The sequence below is a fragment of the Paraburkholderia caledonica NBRC 102488 genome (assembly GCF_000685095.1).
In the GTDB taxonomy this organism is placed as follows: domain Bacteria; phylum Pseudomonadota; class Gammaproteobacteria; order Burkholderiales; family Burkholderiaceae; genus Paraburkholderia; species Paraburkholderia caledonica.
Genome location: NZ_BAYE01000062.1, coordinates 1 through 1683 on the forward strand (window position 1 = coordinate 1; position 1683 = coordinate 1683).

Here is a 1683-nt window from a genome sequence, read left to right on the forward strand (position 1 = left end):
TGTCGAGGCTTTGTTGAAATGTCCGCTTTCCGGCTAAGTTGAAATGTCCGGGTTAAAGGGGTTTGTTTCTAACGCCTTTTGTCTCACACATTGTTGAAGGACGACGCCTGAACTGGCAGGGCGCTTACGTCTGCGTCGATCACCTTTGCAGACCGACGGCCAGGTTTGCTTGGTTGTTGCATTTGCCGCTGCTGCGACTGTTCGAGAATCACACCATTGATATCGGCCTGCGTGAACTCGCGTTGCTTCTTCTTGCCTGGCGAGCGGCTCTGAACCCTGGTTGCAACGCCCAGGTGGGTTCGCGAAGGCGCTTTTCCGATCCGACTGTTATCGCGTTGAGCCTGGATCACCTGCGAGACCTGAAGCACGTGACCCAGCCGCTTATGCTCAACGACCGCGCCCTGGTCAACTTCGGTCAGCCGGTCGTACTGTCTGCATGACAGTGCTTGACCATCGGCGCGCAGTTCGATACGCCCATCCGGGTACTCCCAGACCTCGATATACCGGCCGATCAGTTTGTGGTGCCCGGGCGTGTCATCCATCAGATACGTGACGCGGTCATACCGCACAGTCAACGACTTGCTCACCTTGCGCGGCTCGCGCCACGTGAGCACCAGATCAAGATTGTCGTCAGCCCTGAGTGGACGGTGAGCATCGAATCCGCTCTTTGGAGGCTTCGCAAAGCGCGCGTTGTAATTTGCCATGAAGGCCGGCGCATACGCATTGGCTGCGGCAGCCGTGCTGATGCCACGCAACCGCAATTCTTTTACGAGCCGGTCCTGCAGCGTCAGGTGGGCGCGCTCGACGCGACCCTTCGCTGAGCTGCTGTTCGCACAGAACGTGTCGATGTTCAGCTCGTACATCGCCCGGCCGAAATGGGTCACGCTGTTGCCATCCTTGTTCGCACCCGTCTTGCGAAACACGCTGTACTTGTCGCTGTAGAACGCGACAGGCTTGCCGTGGCGTTCAATGTACGCCCGCGTCGCCTCGAAGTAGCTGAAGGTCGACTCGGTGGCTGTGAAATGCAGCGTCATCAGCCGGCTCGTCGCATCGTCGACGTACACCAGCAGCGAGCAGGCCGGCGCCCGTTCCTCGAACCACCGGTGATCGCTGCCATCTATCTGGATCAGCTCGCCCAGACACGCGCGCCGCGCACGCGGCTGGTAGAGCTTCGGCGGGCGCTGCCGGCGAGGCACCCAGAGACCTGCATCCGTCATCAGACGCCTGACCGTCTCCTTTGCAAGCCGGATGCCGTGACATTCGTACAGCTTCTCGCAGGCCAGCGTGGGCCCGAAATCGACATAACGATCACGAATGATCGAGAGTGCCCGATCGGCCGTCACCGCGTCCAGCTGGTTGTTGCTGGGCCTCGAGCGCCGACGCGACGCGAGGCCTTCCGGTCCATGCTCGCGCAGTCGCGCAACCAGCCGCCGGATCTGCCGCGGCGTCAGCCTGAGCCGTTCTGCCGCGCGCCACGGCTTGAGCTTGCCGTCGGCGACGTCCTGAATGACCTTGAACCTGTCCAGTTCGCGCATCGTCATCGTGATCCGTTCGGTCGCAGCCATTGAAGCCTCCCGCGCCGGGACGCCGGCGGCTGGTCAGCTTACGCTGCGAAAAAGCGGACATTTGAACGTGGCTAAAAGCGGACATTACAACTTAGCCTCTACAAGAGAAAATGTTGAT

At 60.5% G+C, this 1683-nt stretch carries 1 protein-coding gene; it reads right to left on the reverse strand.

Translation table 11 applies throughout. The features are described 5' to 3' along the window. Positions 1-83 precede the first annotated feature (83 nt). Positions 84-1565, reverse strand: coding sequence for an ISNCY family transposase (locus BCA01S_RS34200; protein WP_027780685.1), 1482 nt, complete (start codon positions 1563-1565; stop codon positions 84-86). Positions 1566-1683 lie beyond the last annotated feature (118 nt).